The sequence below is a fragment of the Neobacillus sp. NPDC093127 genome (genome assembly GCF_044754175.1).
Classification (GTDB): Bacteria; Bacillota; Bacilli; order Bacillales; family Cytobacillaceae; genus Neobacillus.
Genome location: NZ_JBIVOP010000005.1, coordinates 49,457 through 70,483, shown reverse-complemented (window position 1 = coordinate 70,483; position 21,027 = coordinate 49,457). Strand labels below are relative to the sequence as shown.

The 21,027-nt window shown below is 39.0% G+C and carries 17 protein-coding genes and 1 pseudogene; 2 read left to right on the top strand and 16 right to left on the bottom strand.

Annotated features, from left to right (window positions below):
- Window positions 1-114: 114 nt before the first annotated feature.
- The 14 genes and pseudogenes from ACIQCO_RS08870 to ACIQCO_RS08805 form a co-directional block, all read right to left on the bottom strand.
- Window positions 115-1,296, bottom strand: coding sequence for a M20 family metallopeptidase (locus ACIQCO_RS08870; protein ID WP_400427530.1), 1,182 nt, complete (start codon window positions 1,294-1,296; stop codon window positions 115-117).
- Window positions 1,297-1,377: 81 nt separating this feature from the next.
- Window positions 1,378-2,706 (bottom strand): MFS transporter, encoded by a 1,329-nt coding sequence (locus tag ACIQCO_RS08865; protein ID WP_400427529.1) that lies wholly within the window; start codon window positions 2,704-2,706, stop codon window positions 1,378-1,380.
- Between the two features lie 30 nt (window positions 2,707-2,736).
- Complete coding sequence (locus ACIQCO_RS08860; RefSeq protein WP_400427528.1) at window positions 2,737-4,326, bottom strand: class I adenylate-forming enzyme family protein; 1,590 nt, start codon at window positions 4,324-4,326, stop codon at window positions 2,737-2,739.
- Between the two features lie 23 nt (window positions 4,327-4,349).
- The gene (locus ACIQCO_RS08855) at window positions 4,350-5,114 is read right to left on the bottom strand and encodes an SDR family NAD(P)-dependent oxidoreductase (RefSeq protein WP_400427527.1); all 765 of its coding nucleotides are present in this window, start codon (window positions 5,112-5,114) and stop codon (window positions 4,350-4,352) included.
- A gap of 234 nt (window positions 5,115-5,348) precedes the next feature.
- The gene (locus tag ACIQCO_RS08850; RefSeq protein ID WP_400427526.1) at window positions 5,349-6,746 is read right to left on the bottom strand and encodes a sigma-54 interaction domain-containing protein; all 1,398 of its coding nucleotides are present in this window, start codon (window positions 6,744-6,746) and stop codon (window positions 5,349-5,351) included.
- Window positions 6,747-7,454: 708 nt separating this feature from the next.
- Window positions 7,455-7,697, bottom strand: coding sequence for a hypothetical protein (locus tag ACIQCO_RS08845; protein WP_400427525.1), 243 nt, complete (start codon window positions 7,695-7,697; stop codon window positions 7,455-7,457).
- A 77-nt stretch (window positions 7,698-7,774) separates the two neighbouring features.
- Window positions 7,775-9,195 (bottom strand): annotated as a pseudogene (locus ACIQCO_RS08840) (NAD(P)/FAD-dependent oxidoreductase).
- Window positions 9,196-9,215: 20 nt separating this feature from the next.
- Complete coding sequence (locus tag ACIQCO_RS08835; protein WP_400427524.1) at window positions 9,216-10,682, bottom strand: sodium/proline symporter; 1,467 nt, start codon at window positions 10,680-10,682, stop codon at window positions 9,216-9,218.
- 222 nt (window positions 10,683-10,904) lie between these two features.
- Window positions 10,905-11,045, bottom strand: coding sequence for a hypothetical protein (locus ACIQCO_RS08830; protein WP_400427950.1), 141 nt, complete (start codon window positions 11,043-11,045; stop codon window positions 10,905-10,907).
- A gap of 2 nt (window positions 11,046-11,047) precedes the next feature.
- Window positions 11,048-11,251, bottom strand: coding sequence for a hypothetical protein (locus tag ACIQCO_RS08825; protein WP_400427523.1), 204 nt, complete (start codon window positions 11,249-11,251; stop codon window positions 11,048-11,050).
- Window positions 11,252-11,266: 15 nt separating this feature from the next.
- A complete protein-coding gene (locus ACIQCO_RS08820) occupies window positions 11,267-12,025 on the bottom strand; it encodes an SDR family NAD(P)-dependent oxidoreductase (protein WP_400427521.1) in 759 nt (252 codons plus the stop codon).
- Between the two features lie 25 nt (window positions 12,026-12,050).
- Complete coding sequence (locus tag ACIQCO_RS08815) at window positions 12,051-13,145, bottom strand: Leu/Phe/Val dehydrogenase (protein WP_400427519.1); 1,095 nt, start codon at window positions 13,143-13,145, stop codon at window positions 12,051-12,053.
- A gap of 33 nt (window positions 13,146-13,178) precedes the next feature.
- Window positions 13,179-14,003 (bottom strand): thiamine pyrophosphate-dependent enzyme, encoded by an 825-nt coding sequence (locus ACIQCO_RS08810; protein ID WP_400427518.1) that lies wholly within the window; start codon window positions 14,001-14,003, stop codon window positions 13,179-13,181.
- 10 nt (window positions 14,004-14,013) lie between these two features.
- On the bottom strand, window positions 14,014-15,690 hold the full coding sequence (locus tag ACIQCO_RS08805; RefSeq protein WP_400427517.1) for a 2-oxoacid:acceptor oxidoreductase family protein: 1,677 nt from the start codon (window positions 15,688-15,690) through the stop codon (window positions 14,014-14,016).
- Window positions 15,691-15,826: 136 nt separating this feature from the next.
- Here ACIQCO_RS08805 and ACIQCO_RS08800 point away from each other — a divergent pair, with 136 nt between their 5' ends.
- Entirely contained in the window at window positions 15,827-16,480 is a 654-nt protein-coding gene (locus ACIQCO_RS08800) for a GntR family transcriptional regulator (protein WP_400427516.1), read from the top strand.
- Window positions 16,481-17,080: 600 nt separating this feature from the next.
- Here the strand turns inward: ACIQCO_RS08800 and ACIQCO_RS08795 are convergent.
- Window positions 17,081-17,818: a Rossmann-fold NAD(P)-binding domain-containing protein gene (locus tag ACIQCO_RS08795; protein WP_400427515.1), complete on the bottom strand. Its 738-nt coding sequence runs from the start codon at window positions 17,816-17,818 to the stop codon at window positions 17,081-17,083.
- Window positions 17,819-17,879: 61 nt separating this feature from the next.
- On the opposite strand from ACIQCO_RS08795, the gene ACIQCO_RS08790 reads away from it, so the two are divergent.
- Window positions 17,880-18,167, top strand: a complete 288-nt coding sequence (locus tag ACIQCO_RS08790) for a hypothetical protein (RefSeq protein WP_400427514.1) — start codon at window positions 17,880-17,882, stop codon at window positions 18,165-18,167.
- Between the two features lie 179 nt (window positions 18,168-18,346).
- Here the strand turns inward: ACIQCO_RS08790 and ACIQCO_RS08785 are convergent, their stop codons facing one another.
- On the bottom strand, window positions 18,347-20,905 hold the full coding sequence (locus tag ACIQCO_RS08785; RefSeq protein WP_400427512.1) for a glycoside hydrolase family 84 protein: 2,559 nt from the start codon (window positions 20,903-20,905) through the stop codon (window positions 18,347-18,349).
- Window positions 20,906-21,027: the final 122 nt, after the last annotated feature.

Here is a 21,027-nt window from a genome sequence, read left to right as displayed (position 1 = left end):
TATTTTTTAGACGCATTGTTTTATGAGTGTAATCTCATCTTATATTCCATTAATGAATTTAAAAGTTTATTAATCAATCAGACACACTGCAGCTATTTACCTATCGAACAAATTCTAGCTTTCACCCAAATAATCAATCGCGAGGGCCATAAAATAACGTATAGATTCAATGAATTTATCAATTTCTACATATTCGTCTGGCTGGTGTGCAAGTTTTGGATTTCCCGGGCCAAATATAATCGTCGGTATTTTCAAATGAGGGCAATAAACAGATGCATCCGTGTAATAATTAACACCAGAAGGAATTAGCTTTTTGTTTAAATGGTTTTTAGCAGTATTAACAGCAAGTATCACAAAATCATCTGATTCATTGGTGCCTACGGATTCCATACTATTTATGACCTTGATTTGGTAGGTTGATTGTGACCGTATTGAGATTTCTTGGATCATATTCTCGATATCTTTTAAAATTCTATCTTTATCCTGTCCGGGAATTGTTCGTATGTCTAACGTCAATTTACATTGATCAGGTACAACATTTGTTTTTACACCGCCTTCAATTGTCCCAATATTAATCGTTGGATGACCTAATAAGGGGTGTGGCGTGTAAACAAATTGATAGGATTGGAGAGTATTTATAAACTCATTAATCGTTAAAATAGCATTAATACCCTGGTCTGGCATTGAACCATGGGCTGTTTTTCCATTGGTGGTGATTTCTAGCCATAAACATCCCTTATGTGCAGTGAAAAGTTGGTTTTCGCTAGGTTCCGAAACAACCAATGCGGTTGCCTTGTCTATTTGCCCCTTTTCCACGACTTTTTTTGCACCGTATCCATCGACCTCTTCACCTGCGGTCCCGACAAACTGTACCGTTCCTTTTAGTTTCACTCCGGCACGTTCTAAATATTTCAGAGCAAGGACCATTGCAGCGACACCACTTTTCATGTCGGTCGTTCCTCGCCCATATACTTTATTTCCTACTACCTTCCCGGAAAAAGGATCATGTTCCCATTCGACCTTCCCCGTTGGAACGGTATCTAAATGACCGCTGTAAATTAAATATTTTTCATCTGTCTCAGCATATGGATAGGTAACAAATAGATTAGCCCGATTGTTACCAAGATCATCTAATGCTACGTGGAGATTGGATGGTGTTAAATATGCCTGAATCACCTCAGCTACTCTTTTTTCATTTCCGGGTTGGTTCACACTGTTCACTTGAATGAGTGATTGTAAAAATTGAATGGCCTCTTTTTCATTAATCGTTTCAAAAATGGATGGCAAAACCTGCATGCTATATCCCACCTTTTTAATAAGGAACTTCGTCCTAAATTGATCAATCTCATAACATATCGTAAAATTTCTCAATAAAACCTAACTAATCGACTTCTCATTGTTAATCAATGTTAAACTGGCATTCGTTACCTTCTTTTCCTTCAAAATGAAAGAACAAACTGCCGCTAATGCGGAAACTAAGGCAAAGAAGATGAAAACTCTGCTAAAATCTTGTGCTCCATTTGCCCCTACTTTTACTAAATACCCTGCAACTAGAGGAGAAACAAATGCACCCATTTGACCGATGCCATTCGCTAATCCTGTTGCACTTCCAACAACCTCCTTTGGATATAATTTAGGCAGATAAGCATAAATGGAACCAAAGTTTAGGTTAACAAAGAAACCAACGAGCAATAGCAGTGTAAGTAATAGACCCGTATTACCTTTTTCTACTGAACCAAGCATCCACAGCACAGGAATACTGCAGATATACCCAATCAAAGCAACAGGCTTCATTCGATGAAGAACGTTATCCATCAGCCATCCCCCAAGCATCATGGCGAAGAAAGCAACGATATATGGTGCAGATGCGAACAAGCCCATTTCCTTAAGATTTAACCCATGCTGGGTAACCAAAAAGGAAGTTAACCAGGTCGTTGTTCCCCAATAAACAGCTAATTGACAAAATAGACACAAGGTAAAAACATAAAAATTAACATCTTTGAGGAAAATCCCGTAGCTTTTTCTTTTCTCTTCTTTCGAAATCGTTCTAACAGAAGCACCATTATCCCCATCAATATCCTGATCTTTACTCAATTTCCCTTTCGCAATCATTTCTTTTGGAGAATCTGATATAAAACGCCATAGTAAGAAAATTCCGATTACTCCTGGTATAGCAAGAACATAGAAGACCGGTCTCCAATCACCACTGAAAAAATAAACAGAGATACTAGTAACGATAACCGGCACGATTGCTGGGGCAACGGCCCATGAAGTTGCGAAAAACGAAACGGCCCTTCCTCTTTCTTTATGAGGGAACCAGTTATTTATTGCCCGAATGGCCGGGGCAAAATGGTGTCCTTCTCCAAGCCCTAATCCAATTCGGAGTGCCAAAAACTGTCCGAAGGTTTTCACCATTCCAGTTATAGCGGTAACAAAGGTAAAGACTGTAATGGCTACATACATGACTCGTTTGGCTCCAAATTTATCAGCCAGGAAACCAGCGCTAATTTGCGCGGCAGCATAGGCAAAGAAAAACACAGATGCTAGCTGCCCTACTTCCACAGGGGTTAAGTTTAAATCCTTCTGTATGAATGGCAGGAAGGTTAAGACCGCCATCCGGTCAAAATAATTAATAATATAGACTAACCAAAGAATGATTAAAACCGCATATCGATAGCCCCAAGCCTTTTTCACAATTGTAGACATTTCATCCCTTCCTCTCTTTTGTAAAAAAAATTAGTTGTGCTGTAAATTCTTCAGCACATTCTTTATTATTTTCCCCGCCGCATTACGAGGCAGTTCGGATACAAATTCTACTATTTTCGGAACTTTAAAATTTGCTAATCTTTCCGCAACAAAATCTTTTATTTCTTGGCTCTCAATGGTTTCATCAGCCTTTGGGACAATCACCGCTTTGACAATTTCCCCAAAGAGAGGATCTGGAACTCCTACGACAGCCACTTCATAAACTTTTGGATGATTATAAAGAACATTCTCGACCTCAATGGAAAATATCTTTTCACCGCCCCGATTAATTAAGTCTTTTTTTCGATCGACAATATAAACAAAACCATCTTCATCTATTTTGGCTAAGTCGCCGGAGCGCCAAAATTCATTATGGAATGATGTTTGGTTCGCAGCCTCATTATTCCAATAGCCTTCAACGATCATGGGCCCTTTAATTAATAATTCACCCACTTCGCCAGGTTTACATGGTTCATCCAAATCATTTACAACTCTCATTTCGCCAACAGGAACAGGCAGTCCAACGGAAGCTACCTTTGACTCATTAAAGTTTTGCGGCATAATGGTTGCAGGAGAGGAGGTCTCAGTGGCTCCATATGCATTATGCAAGTACGAATTCGGAAAATACTTTTTCAATTTATAAATCGTTTCCGACGACATTGGAGCACCACCGTAGGCGATACAATTTACTTTTGAATAGCTATATAATGAGAAATCTGAATGTGCCATCATCATATTGTAGATGGTTGGAACATTAAACAAAAAGGATACATTTTCTTCCACTGTTAATCGGATGTATTCTTCTGTCTTAAACCTCCTCATAATAACGAGTGTCCCCCCCACCTTAACCATGTGAAAAAGCTGGCCAATTAAGCCTGTAACATGAAAGAGAGGAACAGCGATTAGGGTTCTTGCTTTGTCATTTGTCTTTAACACGTATTCATAATTGATTGCACTGTGTATCGCACCAAAATGACTGCCGATCGCACCTTTTGGAAGTCCAGTTGTTCCAGATGTATACATAATAAATAATGGATCCTCTTCCGTTACATGGACATCCGCAACTGAAGATGGTTGTTCTAAGATTTCAAAAGGCAAATAATCTTTTCGGTTTGATGTTCTATTCCCCACTAAGAAAAAGGTTTGAACATTTATGATGGAATCAAGATCTCTCATGCTTTCGACCTTCTCTAAAAATTCATCATCCACAAACAAGATCTGGCTGTTAGATTGTTGAATCATAAAAGAAAGTTCATCTTCTCTTAGTCTAGTATTTAATGGCACCACAATAGCCCCTAATTTCGCACAAGCAAAAACGAGTAAACAAAATTCAATACTATTTCCTAATATAAGTGCAACACGATCTCCCTTTTTTACACATAGCGAATTCTGTAAATTACCGGCAATCTGCTCCACTTTTTCGTGCATTTCTTTATACGTTAAGCGATTTCCATTCATCACAAGGACCTCATGTGATGAATATTTTTGTGCAGTCTCTTTCAACATCGCGTGCAGGTTTTTAGGCCGATTCTCGAAGACTTTTACTTTACGATTAAAGTGGACTTCCTTGGTGATATTCATTTACTAACCTCCTAATCATTCCTTTAACGAGCAGTACATCCGCCATCAACATTTAATATCTGGCCGGTAACATAGGCTGATGTATCAGAGGCAAAGAAAACCACAGGTCCCACAAGATCCGAAGTTTCTCCGATTCTTTTAATCATGCTGGCATTGATTATTTTCTCAGCCCGTTCAGGATCAGATAACCAATCATTGGTCATTGGTGTTTTTATGTATCCTGGCCCAATGGCATTAACGGTGATATTATAGGGGGCTAACTCTTCCGCCCAGACTTTTGTTACTTGGTTAATTCCTCCTTTACTAGCCGCATATGAGGTCTGGAACGGCATTCCAATTGATCCTAAAATGGATGAGATGTTGATGATTTTTCCATAATTTTGTTTGATCATTTGTTTGGCACAAGCCTGTCCCACTAGAAAAAGTCCTTTTAAATTGACCGTTAAAACTTGATCCCAATCGCTTTCTTCTACTTCAACTAACAGCTTACGGATATTCATTCCTGCGTTGTTCACTAAGATATCAAGCGAGCCGAATTGATCCACAATTCGCCTGACTAGCAGTTCCACCTGATCCTTTTTCGTAACATCACAAGGAATATAGGTTGCTTCGATATCCTCTTTCTTTAACTGTGAAACAGCCTTTTCCCCTTCTTCAGCCCCTCGGCTGGAAATAACAAGCGTTGCTCCATAATGCCCTAATGCCTGAGCCATGCTAAATCCAATCCCTTTACTTCCTCCTGTAACGAGGGCAACCTTGCCTTTTAAATCAAATGTTGGAAGATCCATCCTCTCATTCACCTTCATCCTCTTTTATTTGTTGTCGTATTATTTATTATAAATAATGCAATAGTTGTGCCAATTTTTCATATTTTATGAAAATAAATAATAATTCGACATATTATTACAAAAATACAGACATTTCTTCCTTTATCACCATTAATATATTGATAATTATTCGTTTTCCCATAGTGTAATGAAAAAAGCCAACGAATGAACGTTGACTTTTGATTCCTTTTTTCATCAAAAACCTAATTTCTGCATTTTTTTTACTAGGGCTGATTGGCTAATCCCTAATTCTTTTGCAGCTTGGCGTGTTGTCTTTGATTTTTCCATTTGCTCTTTAATAAGTTTTCGCTCAACATTCGCAATAATTTCCTTTAATTTCCCCGTTTCTGTCTTTTTACGAGCCTTTCCTAGTAACATATTAGCTGGTAAATCCTGCAACTTTATTTCCTCATTGTCTGTTGTTACTACTAATCTTTCAATTAAATTTTCTAACTCTCTAATATTTCCTGGCCAGCGATATTCTTCGAAAAAAAGAATGATTTCATGATGAAACCTTTTATTTAACTTATTCTTTTTATTGTTTTTATTTAAAAAATAGAAGGCAAGTGGAACAATATCTGCTATCCTTTCTCTTAAGGGAGGGACCTTTATAGGAACTATATTCAGCCGGTAATAAAGATCCCTTCTAAAATCATTTTTCTCTACCATTTCCTCTAAATTCATATTTGTCGCCGAAATGACCCTTACATCAATTTTAAAGCTTTTTCTTCCGCCAACGCGCATGATTTCAAATTCTTGGAGAACCCTTAATAATTTTACTTGCAGATCCATTGGCATGTCGCCAATTTCATCTAGAAATATCGTCCCCCCGTCCGCCTGTTCAAACAATCCGGGCTTTCCCTGACTGTCAGCCCCTGTAAATGCGCCCTTTTCATAGCCAAATAATTCAGATTCCAGCAAGTGTTTTGGTATTGCGCCGCAATTCACTTTAATCAAAGGTGCACTCGCCCGATCACTTTCTTGGTGGAGATAATTAACAATCACTTCTTTCCCTACTCCAGACTCTCCTAAAATAAGGACAGTAGAATCAACCTTAGCTACCTTCCTTGCAAGATGAAAAACCTTCATAATTTCTTGGCTTTGACCGATAATTCCATCAAGTTGCAAATGGATTAATTCTCGCTTTTTTAATTCTTCAATTTCATGTATATACTGTTCCGTCAATCTCTTTGAGTGCAGCAGCTCAGTTTTCATATAATTTAAATCAGATATATCCCTTACGTTTGTTACAACATAGGTAATTTTCCCGTTATGGTCAAACACAGGATTGCCCGTTACTAATAATTCCTTCCCTCTAACCGTTTGAATAATCGTTTGAGCAGTTTTTTCCTCTAAAACCTTTATAGTAACAGATTCTGAAACTAGCCCTTCCTTTACCACAGTCATCATGTTCTTTCCAAGTAACTCTTGGCTATTTACACCAGTAATTCTTGAGTAAGCGGAATTAACCATAATTCCCACACCATCATTGTCTGCAACGTAAATACCATCGTAACTTGATTGAAAAATGGAAACTAAGATGGTTTCAATATCGGATTTGTTCACACTATCAAGCTTCGTGTTCTCAATCATGGAAATATCCTCATTTGTAATTCAATTGTCATTTGATGCTCCCCCTTAGTTTGATTGAATTGAAGTAATGTGTTTTTTTAGATAAAAAGAGTTGATTACTTTTTAAATCAAATTTTATATATGATTCTTAATCGAATCGATTACACTATATAATTCTTTAAATATGTAAAACTTCCTTTTATTTTTTGTTTTTTTGAAAGAATTAGAAAACTAAGAAATAAAAAAACGAAAATAGTTCGTTCTTTTCTAGCAACTAAATTCGCAATCAGCAAAAAGATATACCAAATTCCGAATACCTTTCAGTCCCCGGGCGTTGAACTTTAGTTTACCGGAGGACTGATCCAAAATTTGGTGGAAGTAACATGATACTGTCAATGCAATTCAGATCTCCTTCAAGGGAATCAGCATAAAGCGGAAGGATAATCCACCCAGGGCTGCTAAACTTAAGGGTGGAATATTTTCTTTGGTTAAATGACAAAATGGCTACGTTCAGATTTGCAAATGCAATCGTAATCATGAATGTTTCAAAAACTGTCCTTCAGCACCATCCCCTTTCTGCTAGGAATTATGCCCTCCAAAGTGACTCTATTTCTCTTTGGGATAGGGTAGTGTCACTCCTATAAATTTCTCCACAGAAAAGAGCCTGCCCTTTTAAAAAACATCACCGGGGTCAGGCCCTTACCATTGTCCTACAAAAACAGTAAGATATTAATAATAATTAGGAGATTTACATACATACTTTTCCAACAAGGCTATCATTTCTATAAATTCCTTGGGATTGGTGAATTCTCTCTCAGTCCAATTATTCTTAATCCAATCCACTAGCTCTGTTGGACTATTAAAATATTCTCCACTTGAATCTGATTTCCTTAGCATATACCTCCCATTTTCTTCATCTAGGGTCACTTCACAAGGAAACGCGTTATCATAACAACTTAAAAAGAATTCCATCCTTATGCCACTCCTTGCTTTTTGCCATACCATTATTTAGGACATTATACTGGTGTTATTACTATTATTTTTTTTCGTTAATGACGAATCATTCGTTCTGCCAAGGTATTTCCTTTCGGTGCTATCCCATATAATTCCGATCTTTTATCAAGTCGACCAATTTCTGATTGAACATACCTGGCTCCCGCCCATCGCAACGGCTCCGGGACCCATTTTGCTGAAGAATGTTGAACCATTGGCAAGTTAGTAAGGGAAGATTTTTTCTCAAAAATAAGATCCGTCAGAATCCGGCCAGCCAAATTAGCGGTAGAAACACCTTGACCAAAGTATCCAAAAATTTTGGCCACTCGGGTTTGCTGATTAAACTGAAAGTTAGGAGTCCAGTCACTTGTTACCCCAATCGGTCCTCCCCATGCATGGGTGAACTGATTGACAGAAACCATAGGAAACCATTTTATGACCCTTTGCTTTAACCAGCCAATGATGGAGTCATGAGTGTCAAATGAATCTTTTATTTTTGAAGCATAACGGTAGCGGCCCGCATTACCGAGTCCAAATAAAATTCGGCCATCAGCAGTTCGCTGAAGATAATCTTGAGCTAGTGTGTTTGACCCAACAGCCTCCCGATTTTCCCAACCAATGGACGCCCATTGTGCCTCGGATAATGGTTCAGTTACTACCATTGAGGAGTACATCGGAATAATATGGCGGCGAAATTGAGCCATTGGACTAAGATATGCCTCTCCCGCAATAACGACTGCTAAATTAGCGGTTACAGTCCCACTCCTAGTCATTAATTTCGGAGGATTTGACGAGTGACCTTCTTTAAAGTCTACTACCTCCGTTTGTTCATATATTTTTACTCTCTTTCCTCTAGTATTCTGGCCAATTGCCTAGCTAATTTTGCTGGATGTAGAACGGCTGATACCTTAGTGAGAATACTGCCTTTAAGTCCATTAGCATTTATTCGGTCCTTTGTTTCGCCTCTGTTTAGAAGTTGATAGTACTTCTCTAAACCTAGTTTCTGAAACGTTTTCATTTCATTTTCAAATTGAAAGAGTAAATGTTCTCCCATTGACACCTTCATAAATCCGGATTTTTTCCAATCTACTTTCATCTTTTCTTCCTGAATAACACGTTCCATTTCATTCACAGAAGCATACATTGTTAAAAGTAATTCTCTCGCAGCCGCCTCACCATACCGTTCAATAGCTACTTCAGGAGTTAATGAAAATTTTGGTGAACACCAGCCTGCATTTCTGCCAGAAGCACCAAAACCGGTAATATGCTTCTCAATAATCACTATATTTAAGGACGGATCTTGAAGTAATAAATAATAGGCAGTCCATAAACCTGTGAATCCTGCTCCCAATATTGCAATATCAGCAGTTATTTCCTCGTTCAAACTTGGTCTAGGGCTTAAATCATCATCGCTGCTATCAAGCCAGAAGCTCCTTGAAGCATAGTATTTTACTAAACCAGAACTGTCATCTGCCACTTTAAACACCTCAATGAATATTAGGTCAAATTAATTCCTTCACTTTTTACAGATGAAATTTCTTTTTTCTCGGGAATTGCCAAACTAACTATTACTCCTCCTATTAATGCAAGGATTAATGTCGCTCCACGGGATGTCACTATTCCTTCAAGAGGTGTATTGATCCAAATAATGGTACCAATAAAGCCTGTGAGAAGTGCAGCAATAACACCTGCGCCGGACATACGTTTCCAGAAGAATGTTAAAAGAATGGCAGCGGCAAAACTGTTTCCTACACCTGCCCATGCCCAGCCAATTACCACATATATTAACGATTTAGACATGAGACCGATGACCAAACCAATTAAACCAACAACCGATACTGAAATACGCGAAATCAATACTAATTGTTTCTCATTTAATTTCAGCCCCATAACCTTGTGTAAAATATCCTCACTTATGGAGGTGGAGACGACTAATAATTGAGAAGAGGCTGTTGACATGATGGCAGCAAGAATACCTGCAAGTAGTATTCCAACTAACCACCCAGGAAGTAATTCAGTCAGCATAAATGGTAATATCATTTCAACGTTTTCAACTCCACCTGATCCGTACAAGGTCAACCCTGTAATACCAATTAAAAATGCTCCGCCATAAGCTAAAACTCCCCAGATAATCGCAGCATTTCTACCGATTTTCGCATCCTTTTCATTTCTTAACGCCATAAATCTTGCACTAATATGTGGCTGCCCTCCCAAATAACCGAGAGCCCATGATAAGTTTGTATAAATAAGAAGCCCTATTCCTAACCCTGTTAATCCACCTGTCCAAGAGGACGCACCATTTCCAGCTTGAACAAGTGCATCGGTAATGGATAAATCTAACGAACCAATTTTAATCAAGGCAACAATCGGCAAAACAACGAGAGTGGCAACCATTAAAATAGCTTGAATGGCATCCGTCCATACAACCGATAAGAACCCTCCTAGACATGAATATACGACGACAACAACTGCGACAATAAGGATGCCCACTATTGGTTTAATCCCCATCGTTTGTTCCAAAGTCTGACCTGTACCGCCAAATTGGGTCCCTACATATAGAGTAAAGAAAGGAATGATGATTATTGCCCCTATCCCTCTTATAATATTGGCGTGTTTTGGAAATCTAGCTGATAAATAGTCTGGAAGAGTCATCGCATTATATTTTATTCTCTCCTGCATAAATTTTTTTGCTAAAAATAACCATGAAATTATAATTCCAACTAACATCCCGATAAACAGCCATACACTAGAAAGTCCAGTCGAAAAAGCAAACCCCGTAGCTCCAAGCAGTAACCAGGCAGACGCTTCTGTGGATCTTTCCGAAAAAGCCAAGGCCCAACCGGGAATTTTATCCCCCCCAAGGTGGTAATCTTTATATCCCAACTCTTTGCGGCTAAAATAGACTCCAATTCCTATCATTGCCACAAAGTAAATAATTAGTTCAACCAGAACAATCTTATCCATACTATGCCAGCCCCTTTTCCAATTTTTCTTCATCGTTCAAAAGATTCTTGATTAAAAAGAAGGTACTTCTTCACTTCTAATATTCATAATAATCAGATTATTAATTTTGGAATTATTCACTTTTTGCTTTATAACATCTAACATTGAGGTTTTTAACAATGGGGCATTTGTATTAGATGAAACATCTATCTTATTTTAAAACAGATGTTTCATCTTAATTGACTATAGTTTGTTCCAATTGGCTGGGTATAAAGAAAATAGAAAGGTGCCTTGGGATACAGCCTCATAAACAATTGGTGTCCCCTTTTCTATGAAAAATGAATCGCCTTCTTTTCCAACCATGTTTTCTCCATTTGATTCGATTATTATTCACCTTCAGTTACATACAATATCTCATCGTAACGGACAGTCCAGGGAAAGCTACACTTCTCCATCTTTACCATTCCGCCACCAAGAGTAGGAGAAAGTTCATCTGTTACAAAACGAGCGATTTTCGCCTCACCAGATCCGATCGTTCCAGCTAATGTTTCAAAAAAATAACCCTTTTCTTCTAGTAATTTGACACCCATCAAATTCCTCCTTTTCTACCAGCCGCCGTACGCAACCCAGCCGCCATCGACATTGTAAATGGAACCTGTGACATAACTTGATTCATCTGATGCTAGAAATAATACAACGTCTGCCACTTCTTTTGTCGTACCAAAGCGATTTAATGGTGTTCGTCTGATTACATCTTCATCCCCATACCCACCAGCATCCTGATCGGTTTCATCCAAAGGCGTTTTAATATAGGCAGGAGCTACACCGTTGACACGAATATTTTTTTCTGCCCATTCCACAGCCAAGACTTTCGTTAACCCATTCATAGCAAACTTTGTTGAACTATACGCCGCTCTCATAGAAACGCAGACTTGACCATAAACAGATGTAATATTAATGATGGATCCACCATTCCCTTGCATATACTTAGCCGCTTCTTGACAGCCGAAAAATGTACCCGTCAGATTTGTATCTATTACAGTCCGCCAATCTTCCTCACTTAATTCAATAGACGGACCAATCCGATTGACTCCTGCATTATTTACGACTACATCAATCCCACCGTACTTTTCAACTGTTTTATCCATCAGTGCAACCACCGATTGCTTGTTGGACATATCTGCAGCGATAGCATATACGTCGTATCCTTTTTCTTTAAGTACCGCAGCCGTCTTGTCTGCTCGTTCTTGACTTCTTGAATTCACGACAACTTTGGCGCCTTCTTGCGCAAATCGTTCGGCAATTGCTTCACCAATTCCCATACTTGAACCTGTTACAATACAAACCTTATCTTTTAAACGCAATTGGATCACACTCCAGGTTTATTTTTTAATTAAAGATGGAAACTTGTTTCCGTAACTGTTTAGCCTTTCCAACACTCTCAATCCTTCTTTCTGCAAATAAATCAGCAGCTTTATAGGTTGGAATATTTTCTGTTTTTGAAATATGAATTAAATCGGTCATCGTTTCATAGATTCGCTTGACAGCATTGATCCCTCTTTGTTCATTAAATCCACCGGGTTTGATTCGATCTGTATCAAAAATCGTTCCGCCAGCGTTTGCAATATAATCAGGGGCATAAAGGATCCCTAATTCATCTAAGAAATTTCCATGTTTTTCTTCCGCTAGCTGGTTATTTGCAGACCCAGCAACAATCGAACATTTTAACTCACCTAGTGAACGGTCATTGATTACCTTTCCAAGTGCACAAGGCGAATAAATATCTACATCCAATGCATGTATCCTCTCAACTGACTCTATAGTAGTTCCAAACTCATCGGCTACTTCCTTAACCCTCTTATTATCAATATCTGCAATCGTGATATCGGCTCCTTCTTGCGCAAGGTATTTAACCAGATGATAACCAACATTTCCAACACCTTGAACCGCAATTCGTACACCTTCAAGACTATCCGTTCCAAGTTTCTCCTTAGAGCAAGCCTTTATTGCTTGGTAAACACCCAGTGCTGTATACGGCGAGATTTCTCCTGCACCGCCAAATTCTCGTGGAAGTGTAACGACATAAGGCGTTTCCGACCGGATGGTTTCCATATCTCTTAACGTCGTACCTACATCTTGCCCAGTTATATATAACCCATTTAATCGATTTATAAAGCGCCCGAATGCCCTAAACAATGCTTCACTTTTTTGCTTTTTGGGATCGCCAATAATCACCGCTTTTCCACCGCCAAGGTCCACTCCAGCTGCTGCATACTTATAGGTCATTCCCTTACCGAGCCTAAGGGCATCCTCGATTGCATCCCATTCATTTTGATAGGTCCACATTCTTAAGCCGCCAGTTGCTGGTCCCAACGTTGTGTCATGTATGCAAACGACACCCTTAAGTCCCGTTTCGTTATCGTTAAAAAAGAATAGATTTTCATAATTGTATTTTTCTAAGTACTCATAGATTTTGCCTTCCATTTCTCCACCTCAAGTTTTATTAGTTTAATAGAATTAAATAATTCTTGCTTTTAGATATGAAACAATATCACTATCTACAACTTTTTGTTGCTGATATCTAGCAGTATCCTTTTTATTCTGCCAGAGTACTCCAGCTGTAAACGGATTTTCAGAGAGTAAAGAAACGAACTCTGGGCTTGTTTCCGCCGGACAATCTTGATAGGTAATTTTCTTTTTGTAAAAATCGTATCCCTGTGCTTTATTAAAAACGACACACGGGCTAAAAACATTTATTAAGGAAAAACCATCATGTTGAATACCCCTAATAAATAAATCTTCCAAATGTTTAATGTCACCAGAAAAGCCCTGGCCGATGAAAGTAGCCCCAGATGACCATGCTAATAATAGCGGATTTATGGGCTGGTCAAGATTCCCCTCGGGTGAAGTCGATGATTCATATCCCAATGGACTTGTTGGTGATGTTTGACCCTTTGTATTTCCATAAACCGAATTATCCATAACAATATAAGTGACAGGTAAGTTCCTTCTGGCTGCATGTACTAGATGCCCTACCCCAATTCCATATCCATCACCATCACCACCTGCTGCTAATACTGTTAATTCAGGTCTTGAGGATTTAATCCCAAGTGCAGTAGGTAAGGTTCTCCCGTGAGTAGTATGGATTGAATATCCTCCAAAGTAATGAGATATTTTTCCGCTGCAGCCGATTCCCGAAACAAGAACTGAATTTTCAGGACTTATATTTAATTTTGCTAATGCTCCTTGGATTCCCCTCAATACTCCAAAGTCTCCACATCCGGGACACCAAGTCGGCGTATTACCATTGGAAAAATCCTTCGCAGTTAATGTTGCAGACATTTTATCCCCCCTAATTTGTCAGATTACTTGTAACTTCGTTTAAAATGGTAAAGATTTCTTCACTAAATTCTTTGTCAGTAAAGTGTTCACCATCAAACCTCAAAAGTGAATGAACTTCTTTATTCTCTAACCCAGGTTTTAAAATAGTTCGTATTTGAGCTTTGGCATTATACTCTGCGACAACAATTCTTTTGGAATTTTTCAATGCTACTGTTAATTCTTCCTTTGGTAAAGGAGCAAGCTGACGTATGAGCAAGCCTTGATAAATACTAGGGTTATCCTTTACAAAGTTTTCAATTAATTCTCCCATTGCCCCTGTTCCAATAATGGTAATTGAGGCGTCTTTATCACCGATTGTGGAGAAGGGTCTATTATATAGAATGGAGTTAGCCTTATTTAACCTTCTGATATGCAATGTACTTCTAACTTTCTTAAAATCAGGTTCCATTAGGCCTCTTTCATCATGCTCATCTCCACTGGCTACGTATGCCCCACCTTTTACACCCGGAACGGTTCGAAGTGGAGGAGAACTGCCTACTGCTTCAAATCTTTTATAGGTACCTTCAATTGGTGATTCTAAAATAGTTGGTCCTCGGTCGATTTCAATTGACCTGATAGCGCTTTCAATTTTATCCCATGGAATGGATATTTTTCTAAGTGCAAGATCTAAATCTAATGCAATAATCACTGGGCATTGATAATATTCTGAGAGGTTGAGTGCTTCTTGAATTGTGACGATACAATCTAACACACTTGTTGGGGTTAGTAGGATCCGGGCAAATTCCCCATGTCCTGCATTCATAAGGTGTAATAAATCACTTTGTTCGGTTTTGGTTGGCATTCCAGTTGAAGGTCCACCGCGTTGATTATCTACTAACACCAGTGGGATTTCTGTTGCCGCTGCATAACCCAATCCTTCGGTCATTAACGCCAATCCAGGTCCACTAGTTGCAACAAATGTACGTTTACCGGCATAACTGCATCCTAATGCAGCATGGATTGCTGCTATCTCATCTTCTACCTGAAAGGTTCCTCCCCCTAAAGGCGGCAGCCACTTTGAGAAGTTCTCCAATATTTCGGAAGCTGGAGTTATTGGATATCCGTAATAATACCTTACATCACCGGCAATTGCCCCAAGGCATAATGCATCATTTCCAGAGATGGTTGCATTTTCAATCCCAAGGTCGATTAATGGTTCTTCAGATAAAACTGTTAATCCCAATTGATAACCTGCTTCGAATAAATCGGTATTTTTTCCCTTTTTAAATTTCATTTCCACCTCTGTCAATACCAGTTGATACGGAATACCTAGATGGCCACATATAACACCTAAAGACCAAACGTTAAATCCAAGTTTAGGAGGATTTCCTTGACGCTCACTTAGTATGCTCTTAACATTATTAGGACCAAATATCATGGACTTATCTTTTAACCTGGATAAATACCGATCAACACCTTCATCGGTCCAAACAACGGCCAAATCGATTTCTTCTATTCTTGGCGGGGATTCAGTTTCAAACTTATCGGCAATATAAATCTCAAAAGAAGTATTTCCACCACGAATGATGGTTGAAAAATCACGCCAATTTCGATGAGTATATCCAAGAGATTCAATAACTTTTGATAGGATTTCACCGGCAGTCTCAATCCCCTGGCCCGTTAATCCAAACAGTGCTATACTTTTCAAAAAATTTCCTCCTTTTGCAATGATAATATCTAGCGTTGATATATAATATCTGATATATTAGATATTAATCCCAATAAATTAAATTGTCAATAATTTCTGAAAATAAAATATATTTTTATCTATGGAGGGAATGATCATGATAAATGCTGCTTTCGATAACCGTAATTTAAATGAAAAAATTTATTACTTTTTGAGGAATAAAATAGTAAATAATGAATTACCACCGGGGACAAGAATTGATTATAATGAAATCGCTAATGAGTTGGGTGTCAGTAAAACTCCTGTGAGAGATGCATTGCAACTACTCTCTCAAGATGGTTTAGTGGATGTAAAAAGCAGGTCAGGCACATTTGTAAGTCAGCCAAATGTAAAAGATATCGAGGAAATATATGAAGTTAGAAAAGCACTGGAAAGGCAAGCAATAAAATTATCAATGGCAAACATGCCGCGCCCAATTTTACAAAAGATTTATCAAAATGTCTTAGAAGTTGATCACGATATCGATACAGGAAACTTCAACTCCTTCTTTCAGTCCGATCGAAATCTACACAAAACCTTAATCACCTATTCAAAAAATAGCCGCTTAATAAAAATGATGGAATCACTTGAAGCTCAAATCAACTGGATTGGTGTCATGATTGCTCACTCTCAGGAAAGACCTCGCCAGGCAAATAACGAGCATAAAGAAATTCTAAATGCACTTTTACAATCAGATGTACTATTAGCACAAAATCTGATGGAAGAACACATTGAAACCATTAAGCAAATGACATTGAAGGATTTTAGATAAATAGATTTAGGTTATTCTCCTGTGGTAATTGATTTATTACCCCCTAATTATCTAGAAGTTTAATTTTCAATAAAAAAGTGCCGGTAACTCCTTGTTGGTGGACAGTGCCGGCACTCTTTTTAGCCTCGACAGAATTCCACAAATCTCGGGATGTGGCAGTGCCTTTACTTGGAGGGACCAAGAAAAATATCCCTTTATTAGCATAATCCGGGTATTATTATATGCCTTTTAATAGGGTAGGCACGACAAAAAGTGCCTGGCACCATCCAATTTTCTGGAAGACACCAGACACTCATTTATTTTTATCAGCAGATTTTTGGGTCTATCGGCAAATATGTCACCATAAGCGAATTATCTTGTTTATCAGCGAATATCAATGTTATTGTCGGTTCGTCCTTAATCTTCTTAATATCAACAATAAAAAGAAATTCGGATTGGTAGTACTGGAACTTTTTTTAAAAATATTCTTATTTAACCCTTGCCGAAACCAAACTAAAAGTAGCCGGGAAAATGTAATTAATATAGGTTCCAAGCTCCTTTTAATTAAACATTCACCAAATTGATCTTCTTTTTATAGTTTTTCCTATATGATAGGAAAGATTATTGGCGAGGCAAAAGTCTTTTTTCCTGGAACAATTTGAACCATTTGATAAACATTTCTTCCGTGTCAATACACTCATGAAAACCTGCTTGTCGCAGCTTAATATCAGAATATAATGGTGGATAGCGCATTTCTCTTTGCCCGTAGGAGAAGTATCGGTCGGCAAATTCTACGGACGAGCCGACAAAATCTTTTATCCCCGGCGCAACAAGATTATGTTTCTCACAAATGCGTCTCCATTCTACCTCTCGTTTCGGGATTTCCTCTGTTAGCGATAGAGGAACATGCTCACCCATCTCCATACCCAAAGTTTCAGCTAGGGTTGGCCATAATGTTGACCAGACAAATACATCCCCATTTGTGATATTAAATGCTTCACCTTCTGCTTTTTCTGCTTCACCTGCCCAAGCAATCGCCCGCGCGAGCAGATCAACATCGGTGGCAACAAGAATGGTTTCGACTCCACCAGGAAAATGAAGCGGCTTCCCTTCTTCCTTCAATAGAGCGGCGTACACACCAAATGCTGTAAGAAGATTCATCGGACTGCCGATTGATTCACCAAAAATGACTGCGGGCCGAAAAATAGTCCAATTCCAGTCCTTCCCTTTTTGTTTTTCTTTTATATAATCCTCTTGTAACCAATAGAAATTTGGTTGTTCGTACATCTCTGACTTGCCCTCTCGAGCTGGGTTTTGAATCGATTTTACATGTACTCCATAAGCTTTGGCACACTGCATTAAGGTTACATGCTTACTTACATAGATATGGAGTACTAAGCCGCAAGGAATTTGGAATCAGATGTTCCTAGCCCTAATTGCATTTGGACTTTCACTGATTGTAAAACTGGAAACTGAGTCGCAAAAAACACCATGGGAATTCTTTCAGTTTTTACAAACCTATCTCTATAAATCTGTAAGTTCCTTTAAGAAAAAATTAAAACCAAAAAAGAAGAAAAAATCTAAAGGAAGACAGAAAATCCCTATTCCAATCCAGAAAAAAACACCATCGTTTGGAAACGTCGCTCTGATAAAAGAAGTGAAGAAAAAAGAAGTTAGAAAACATCCAAGAAAATTAGGTAATTATTAAAGAGGAAAAAAAAGGGGACAAGGTCATAAAAACCCCGTTCTCCTTTTTTCAGTTATCAGACAAAATATATTGTAAATTTTTTGAATAAATTATAATTAGTTACTTCGATGCAAGGCCAGTGGATCAGTCCCCCGCCGAAATAAAGCGTTAATGCAACGGGGGACTAACCCCAAAATTCGCTATGGTGCAATAATCAGCACAATCCCATCCTCGATTTGAATGGTGGTCCCAACCGTCGTATTGTCCCGCAGCCAATCGTTCGCATGGATACTTAATACATAACCGTTAGCAGGAATAACGGAATCATTACCCCCTCTTTGTACCACCTTGCCATCAACTACCGTTACTTCGTATCCCCAAATATTAGTTCCGGTCGTCTTTCCACGTGAAGGAGTGTACTGAATGAGTTCACCGGCACCGCGACCTCTATTTACACCGTCTAACTTTCGATAATCGCTGACATGGCGATTCCTCCACATGGATTCGATTAAGAACGGTTTGACCACCTGCTCTCCGATTTCTTGCGGCATCTGATAAGCCTGAATCATTAAGGTTTTTAATTGATTTTTTAATGCACTTACTTCGTTTGCCTGTCCCGCTTTTTGGGCCATTAAGTACTGAACCGCAACATACCCCGCATCACCGTATACCCTAAGGGTTTGCAGATATGAATTAATGGAAATCAGAAATTCCTCGCTGCTGCCTTCTATCCGAAGATTTTCAGGAATTTGCCGAAGCCGATCAAATTCAGCCATCAACTGTTCTGCAGCTTGGGCTCCATCCTTTCCATCAAACGCTTTCCAGAATGCATCTATTTCCGGCTTTAAGGTTAATGATAACGGCGGCAAATCTAAAACACTCTCTACAAGGAAAGGTTTGATGACACCTTGTCCGATTTTTTGCGGAATTTGTTCGGACTGATTGAACAATGTAATCAGTTTATCCTTGTACGCTTTTGCCTCAGTGGTTTTCCCTTCTTTTTCTGCCATTAGATAGTGAACAGCCGCTTCGCCGGCTTCACCATATAATTTCAATTTTTCATTGTAAGGTTTGATTTCCTGCAGAAAGTTGTCATTCTTCATTTTTTGCTGAAGAGTTGCCGGAACCTGTTGCAATTTCTTGAATTCCCCAATCAAGTTTGATGCAGCTTGATCTAGATTTTTATTGGATACATAAGCTTTCCAAAACCCATCAATCAAGGGAGTGAGTGTAAGCGATTCCGTTTTATTAATCGGTGAAGAGTAGGTATTTTCAGCAAAGGTTTTTAACGCATCTGCACCATCCCCGCCAAAGGATTGAATACTGCGCTTCCACGATTCTTCCGGGTTATAGGCCGCCCCGTTCCAAGTATAATCGGCAATGGTATACAATGGTATTTTGGAAGCCTCTGCCTCGTTCATTGGATTAGCCGTTATCCCAAGGACTCCTTGTTTGGATAAATCTGCATCACGTCCTACAATTGGGCCAATAAACAGGCTGTTGCGATCATAATCGTTAACCGGGTAATTGTCCCATAATAACATATCGTGGTTAAATGCGCCTTGAACCTGTTTGGCTTCTTCGGAAGTGACTTGTTCCGATACGACCTTCTCACCGGTCCACATCACAATCGTGTCTTTATCGAGTAATTCGGCAAACCGATCACGGTAAGATGTCGGCCCGTTACCGGCATAGTCCGTCGGGACGGTTATTAACCGCTCGGCACCCGGATGGGTTTGAATAAATTCCTTCGTAAAACGATTCAACAAGTAAGCTTGTGCTGCAGCGGCAGGATTTTTGTCCTTTCCAAATTTATCTTTATCTTGCTGATACTTTAAACTCGAATCAATATCGTCTAGGAAAATGGCATAGGAACGCACACCTAAATCCCACACCTTTTCCATCTTCTTTTTCAAAAATTCAAAGTCTTGGTCATTCGAGAAGCAAATGGAATTACCTGGAGATAGGGAGAAAGTAAATTTCACATGATTCTCTTTTGCCCGATCAATGAGCTCCTTTAATTTCGCAATTTCTTGCTCTGGGTAGGGTTCACGCCAATTGTCTCGGTGATATGGATCATCTTTGGGCGCGTAAATATACGTATTGAGTTTATTGTCACCGTAAAAATCCAACTGGCTCAGCCTGTCCTCCTGTGTCCAAGGCGGTCCGTAGAATCCCTCAATCGAACCGCGGATGGCCATGTCAGGCCAGTCACGGATTTCTACCCCCGGAAACCGATCTCTTCCTTTTTGTTCCTGGATGATTTGTTTAAATGTCTTTGCTGCATAAAAAGTTCCTGTCGTGTCTTTTCCAGCCAGAACAATCTGATTTTTACCTTTGCTGCTTGATGCCAGGACATAACCCTCATCCTTCAAGGCATCTGGGCCTTTAATTCCCATTTGCTCCAACACTTTTTTGGAGTCTTGATTTTCGGCAGGGCCTCCAATCCAAATCGTCACGGGTGTTGTAACCTTTTCGCCGGCGTTATATTGAATGATTTGCTTTACATCCGCAGCTTTCAAGGCGCCAACAACCTCTTTAATTGCTTGTTCATCGGTTTTCTTCCCGGTAACGATTCCCACTTTCGGCGTCAGCGGAAAACCTTGATCCGTTATTTTTGCTTCCTGCGGTGTGGGGTTAATAGACAAAGTGACATTGCTTGCTGCAGACGCTTTATGCACCCCCTGTACACCTGGAATACCTAACAGCAAAGCGGAAGAAACAACCAGTGCCCTTTTCAACCTTTTTAAACCATTCATCCCTCACTACTCCTCCTTCAAATAGAATTGATTTACGAACAAAATATTGGCCATTCTAGATTTCTATGAAAAAAAGGCATAGAAAACGAAGTGGGCAAATCCCGCTTTGTTTTCCATGCCTA